The organism is Acidovorax sp. MR-S7 (genome assembly GCF_000400995.2).
Classification (GTDB): Bacteria; Pseudomonadota; Gammaproteobacteria; order Burkholderiales; family Burkholderiaceae_C; genus MR-S7.
On the sequence record NZ_DF238977.1, the window covers coordinates 1 to 6,175 of the forward strand.

At 64.9% G+C, this 6,175-nt stretch carries 5 protein-coding genes; all 5 read left to right on the forward strand.

What is annotated here, in order from left to right:
- Nucleotides 1-61: 61 nt before the first annotated feature.
- The 5 genes from AVS7_RS18870 to AVS7_RS18890 all read left to right on the forward strand — a co-directional run bounded on the left by AVS7_RS18870 (nt 62) and on the right by AVS7_RS18890 (nt 6,023).
- A complete protein-coding gene (locus tag AVS7_RS18870; RefSeq protein ID WP_082176596.1) occupies nt 62-529 on the forward strand; it encodes a tripartite tricarboxylate transporter substrate-binding protein in 468 nt (155 codons plus the stop codon).
- A 279-nt stretch (nt 530-808) separates the two neighbouring features.
- Nucleotides 809-1,681 (forward strand): c-type cytochrome, encoded by an 873-nt coding sequence (locus tag AVS7_RS18875; RefSeq protein ID WP_020229617.1) that lies wholly within the window; start codon nt 809-811, stop codon nt 1,679-1,681.
- A gap of 66 nt (nt 1,682-1,747) precedes the next feature.
- Entirely contained in the window at nt 1,748-3,124 is a 1,377-nt protein-coding gene (locus AVS7_RS18880) for a cbb3-type cytochrome c oxidase subunit I (protein ID WP_020229618.1), read from the forward strand.
- Nucleotides 3,096-3,929: a CbbQ/NirQ/NorQ/GpvN family protein gene (locus tag AVS7_RS18885; protein WP_049696969.1), complete on the forward strand. Its 834-nt coding sequence runs from the start codon at nt 3,096-3,098 to the stop codon at nt 3,927-3,929. Before AVS7_RS18880 ends, AVS7_RS18885 begins: the two co-directional genes overlap by 29 nt.
- A 3-nt stretch (nt 3,930-3,932) precedes the next feature.
- Nucleotides 3,933-6,023, forward strand: a complete 2,091-nt coding sequence (locus tag AVS7_RS18890) for a nitric oxide reductase activation protein NorD (RefSeq protein ID WP_024001866.1) — start codon at nt 3,933-3,935, stop codon at nt 6,021-6,023.
- Nucleotides 6,024-6,175 lie beyond the last annotated feature (152 nt).

The following is a 6,175-nucleotide window of genomic DNA, read 5'->3' on the forward strand; positions in this document are numbered from 1 at the left end:
TCGCGCATTCAAAACGGCTGGCGTCCAATCGTGCCTATTCGGATCCGTCAATCATGGGGTTGTGAGAGGTTCCCTGAAGACTGGTATAGATCTTGTACACGTGCCCTACAAGGGAGGCAGCGCGGCTCTGAGCGATGCCGTCGGCGGTCAGATTCCGCTGGTGATCAACTCCGTTCCAGCGTGCATGCCGCACATCGAGGCGAAACGGCTCAAGGTTCTCGCCATCGCCAGCCCGTCGCGCCATCCCAAGCTGCCGCAGGTGCAGACCTTCTCGGAAAGCGTGCCGGGTATCGTCGCCAGCGCCTGGTACGGCGTGCTGGCTCCGGCGAAGACGCCGCCGGACGTATTGCAACAGCTGGGCGCAGCCTTTGCGAAATCGGTCGAACTGCCCGATGTCAAGGCCAAGCTGGCGGCAGCATTCATCGACCCCATGCAGATCGGTCCGCAAGCGTTCTCGAAGTTCCTCGGAGAGGAAATCGCGCGTTGGCAGGCGGTGGCCAGGCAAACCGGTATCACGGCCAATTCCTGAAGCGCTGGCGGCTGCGGCCGCCAGGCCACTGGCGCCGCCCTCCAGAGTTTTCGGGCCTTTGTCCTACACCGCTGAGCATGCGGCGTTCCCAACATTGGTGCGCAACGACACCTAGCCACTCCAGCAGGAGTGAGACAGAGGGGAGCCCCACATGAAAGCTTGGTTTGTACCGTTCAAACTGGTCTCGTATGCGGTAGTGCTGCTGATGGTGGGCGCGATCTGCTACGGCGGCATCATTGCGCTCACCTACTGGTCCGGCATCGGCGTGTGAGGCGCGCAATGAACAAGCGCCAAACCCGTCTGTTCGCGATCGGTGCCACAGCCGTCTCGGCCCTCGTCTTCCTGGGACTGACGCTGGACAGCCACCGGCAATTCGACCGCCTCACCAACGCCCATGCCATCACCCCTGCCGTCACGCTCGGCAAGGACGTATGGCACAAGAACAATTGCATCAACTGCCATACCCTGTTCGGCGAAGGCGCCTACTACGCCCCCGATCTCACCAAGATCACCAAGCTGCGCGGAGAGGCCTACCTCAAGGCCTACCTCAAGGATCCGTCGAAGTTCTACGACGAGAAGCGCCATCGGCGCCTCATGCCCAAGCAGGATCTGAGCGATGACGATATCGCGGGCCTCATCGCCTTCCTCGACTGGGTGAGCAATGTGGACAACCAGGGCTGGCCCCCGCGGCCCATCCTCGTTACCGGGGCAGCCCTGCCGGGCAGCGACCGAAGCGCCAGCCAGCAGACGGATGCGTCTGCCGCAGACCGCGGCGTAGGCGACGCGCCCCCGGGGGCACGTCCCGTCAGTGGCCAGGAAGATCCCATTGCCCTCGGCGAGCGGCTGTTTCGCTCTGCCACGCCGGCGTGCACCGCGTGCCACTCCACGGCACCCGGCGTCGACATGGCAGGCCCGTCCCTGGCAGGCCTGCAGGGCCGCACCGAATCGCTGCTGGCATCGGGCCAGTACAAGGGGAAGGCGCATGACGTGAGCGGCTATATCCACGAATCGATCGCGGAACCCAGCGCACACCTGGTGCCGGGCGCCATGTATTCGGCAGACGGCACCTCGTTCATGCCCACGACGTATGCGAAAGACCTGAAGCCGGAGCAGATCGACCAGCTCACGGCCTATTTGATGTCGTTGAAATAGGCCAAACGGTGGTATGCGCAGGCAGGTCCGCACCATCGCAGCGCCAGGTTCTCCCGGGAGTCCGCCATGAGATACAAGTCACAAGCCGTCGCCTACTGGTACTTCGCCGTGGCCGTGGCCCTGTTCGGCCTGCAGCTGGTGTTCGGGCTGCTGTCGGCCACCAAATACCTGGGGCCCGATCCCTTGCTCTACATCCTGCCGTTCGACGTCACCAAGATGATCCACACGAACGTGCTCATCGTGTGGGTGATCTGCGGCTTCATGGGCGCCACGTACTGGATGGTGCCGGATGAATCCCGCACCGAACTCCACAGCACGCGGATCGCCTATGTCCAGCTCGTGCTGTGGACCCTCATGGGCCTGGCCACGGTGGTCGGCTACCTGTTCCGCTGGGGCACCGGCAACAAGCTGCTGGAGCAGCCCCTGCCGTCGAAGATCGTCATCGTCATCGTCATGCTCATGTTTCTCTACAACGTGGGCATGACCATCCGGAAGTCGGGACGCTTCACCACGACGGAAGGCGTGCTGCTGGGCGGCCTGGGCCTGGCCGCCGTGCTGTACCTGCCTGCACTGCTGTACTACGAGAACTACACCGTTTCCATCTTCTACCGGTGGTGGACGATCCATCTGTGGGTGGAGGGGGTGTGGGAAATGATCCAGGGCGGCTTCCTTGCCTATCTGCTCATCCGCCTGTCGGGCGCCGACCGGGAGGTGATGGAAAAGTGGCTGTACGTGATCGTCGGGCTCGTCTTCATTGCCGGCATCCTGGGCACGGCGCACCACTACTACTGGGTGGGCGTGCCGTCGTACTGGCTGCCGATCGGCGGCATCTTCAGCGCGCTGGAACCCGTGGCACTGGTGGGCATGGCGATGTATGCGTATTTCGCCATCCGGCGTTCGGGCATGGCCCATCCCAACAAGCTGGCGCTGCACTGGACCGTGGGCAGCGCGGTCTACACGCTGTTCGGAGCGGGGCTCCTGGGGCTGGCGCACACGTTTCCGAGCGTCAACAAATGGACGCACGGCACATTGATCACGGCCATGCATGGCCACGCCGCCTTCTATGGCGCCTACGCGATGATCGTGCTGGCGATGATCACCTATGCCCTGCCCTCCTTCACGCGCCGGCCCGAGGAAGGCACGTCCATGGGCTATCTCTCCTTCTGGATGCAGATGGCCGGCATGTTCGGCATGACGCTTTCGTTTGCCACGGCAGGCATCGGACAGGTGTACCTCGAACGCATCATGGGAATGGGCTACCTGGATGCGCAGCTCAAGATCCAGGTGCACTTCGTCATGCTCATCATCACGGCGTCCATCTTCACCATCGGGGTCGCGCTGTTCATCATCGACTTCTTCCGCTACGCGCCCCGGTTGGAACCGTTGCGCGCCGATGCCCCCCACCATCCACTCGATGCGAACAGAACTGCCGCCACTGCATGAGCCGGTGGGCGCACAGCCAGCAGCCGGCTCCGCCGCGCCCTACTACGTGCCGAGCGGCGACGAGGTCGAGGTTTTCGCACGATGCCACGCACAGGGCCTGGCCGTGATGCTCAAGGGGCCCACGGGATGCGGCAAGACGCGTTTCATGGAGCACATGGCTTGGCGCCTGCAACGGCCGCTCATCACCATTTCCTGCCATGACGACCTGAGCGCCAGCGACTTGGTGGGGCGGTTCCTCATCCGCCATGACGGCACCGTGTGGCAGGACGGGCCTCTCACGCGTGCCATGCGCGAAGGTGCCCTGTGCTATCTGGACGAGGTGGTGGAGGCGCGGCAGGACACTGTGGTCGTGCTGCATCCGCTCACCGACCACCGGCGCATGCTGCCCATCGACAAGACAGGCGAGCTGCTGCAGGCCACACCCGGTTTCGGCCTGGTGGTGTCGTACAACCCGGGCTACCAGCGCATGCTCAAGGACCTCAAGCCCAGCACGCGGCAACGTTTCGTGGCATTGGATTTCGATTTCCCACCACCAGACGCGGAGGCGCAGATCGTTGCGCAAGAGGGCGGCGTGGCCCTGGGAGATGCCCGCGCATTGGTACAGCTGGCCGTGCGCCTGCGTGCACTGCAGGATCGCGGCTTGGCGGAAGTGCCCAGTACGCGCCTGCTGGTCGCCGCGGCGCAGCTGGCCGCAGGTGGCATCGAATTGCGCCGAGCCTGTTACCGCGCCGTAGTGTCCCCGCTCTCCGACGAGCCCGCACTGGTGGGGGCCATGCGCGACCTCGTAGATGCCACCTTCGTGTGAGCCATGGCCGAGGCCGAAGACGTCATCACCGACGCGGCGAGACACGCGACGACTTTCGCGCAGGCCTTGTGGCGCAGGCACCGCCCCGACAAAAGCCCTGCTTCCTTGCATTTGGCGGACTCCGCCGATCGGCTGGACCTGCTGATACGCGCGGCCTTCGGCGATGGGCTTTCGCTACGGACGGCGCAGGAGCCCGCACCGGCGACATTCCTGCGCCGATGGTTCGTGCGCAACGAGCCACCGCCGCACACCTCGGCCTTACCGGGCACCGATGGAACGCACGTATGGCTGCCTCGCACAATGCCCGCCTCCCTGTCGCCCGCCATGGCAGCGGAACGCTACCGCGTGCTGGCCTTGGTCCAAGCGATGCGCGCACGACGAGGCGGGGCGCCCCTGCACGCAAGCACGCACCGACCGTTGTTGCGCGATCTGTTTTCTCTGCTGGAGGCCCATGCGGCCGATCATGCGCTGATCGCTCTCCTGCCGGGCATGGCTGCGCCGCTGGAGCGCTTGCACCAGGCTGTGCTGGAGGAGCGCCCTTCTCCAGACACCTTGCCACGCGCCCTTCGCAGCTTGGAAAGATTGGCACGTGCCATCCTGGCTGCCCTCGCAGGCGCTCCGCTGGCGTACGACCCTGCAGAGCTTCCCGCGTTGCCGCAGGCAGGCGGCTCAAGGCAATGGCTGATCCCCCTGCCCGCCAGCGCGGCACAGGTGATGGCGCGCGCGCAGGAGCTGATGCCGCTGTTCGTTCCCGCAGAGGGGGAAGGCAGGCTACAGCGGTGGCTGTGGCGGGACGCATGGCTGGGAGAGATGCGCAATCCGGCCCCGCCGGCAAGAGCTTGCGCCGGCGACAATGCGCCGGCCGAACAGATACCGCCGCAAATGCCCGTACGTTCTGCACGCTTGGCACGCCGCCCGCAATCGCGTCAACCACGCGAGGATGAAGACGACGAAGGGGGATCGGGCGCCTGGATGGTACAGACGGCTCAGCCACACGAGCAGGCCGAAGACCCCATGGGCATGCAGCGACCCAGCGACCAGGACGCCAAGACAGCGGCAGAAGAGTTTGCCGATGCACTGTCCGAGCTGCCCGAAGCGCGGCTCGTCTCGACTTCGGAGCGTGCCAAGGAAGTACTGTTGAGCGACGATCCTCCCGAGAGGCTGGCACATCAGGCAACCTGGCATGCGGAAAGGCGCGATGCGCTCACGCTGCAGTATCCCGAATGGGACTTTCGCACAGGGACCTATCGCATTCCGGGTGCCACTGTGCAGGTGTTCGAAGCATCTGACGGGCCCGCAGGCTGGCTGCAGGACACGCTGGCCGAGCGGCAAGCGATGCTGCAAGAGGTGCGCCGGCGATTCGAATTGCTGCGCAGCCGCCGGACGCGCGTGCGCCGGCAGCTCGATGGCGACGACATCGATCTCGATGCCTGTGTCGAAGCACATGCGGACTTTGCCGCCGGACTGCCCTTGTCCCAGCACCGCTATTGCAGCGAACGGCGCACGCGGCGGGACCTGGCGGTGATGGTGCTGATCGACGTCAGCGGCTCCACCGATGCGTGGATCGCACCAGGCCGGCGGGTGATCGACGTGGCACGCGAGGCACTGCTGCTCGTGAGCGTCGCACTCGACGGCATGGATGCGCCCTTCGCCGTGCAAGCCTTCTCGGGCGAAGGCCCTCAGGGCGTCACCGTCCGCAACGTCAAACGCTTCCACGAAGCGTACGGACCTCCGGTCGCCCTGCGCATCGCGGGACTGGAGCCCGAGCACTACACGCGCGCAGGCGCTGCATTGCGGCATGCATGCACCACCCTGCTGCAGACCCCTGCGGCGCACCGGCTGCTGCTGCTGCTCTCCGACGGCAAGCCCAATGATATCGACGACTACGAGGGGCGATACGGCATCGAGGATGTCCGGCAGGCCGTCGCCGAAGCGCGCCTACAAGGCGTCGCCCCCTTTTGTTTGACGGTGGACCGGCATGCGGCGGACTACCTGCCCTTTATTTTCGGCGCGCACCATTTCGCACTGCTGCCCCGCACGGAGCATCTGCCGGCAGTGCTCCTGGACTGGTTGAGACGCCTGCTCACGGTGTAGCGCCCTGCGGGCCTGAATGCCCGAGGTCAGAGCTTCTTCTTGCGGGTATTGGGCAGGAATGCCGTCGCCAATCCCAGCAGGGGCGTGTCCGAATTTTTGTGTAAACGGGTCGGACTTCAATTGACGGAGATGCGGTCTCCGAACTGAATGGT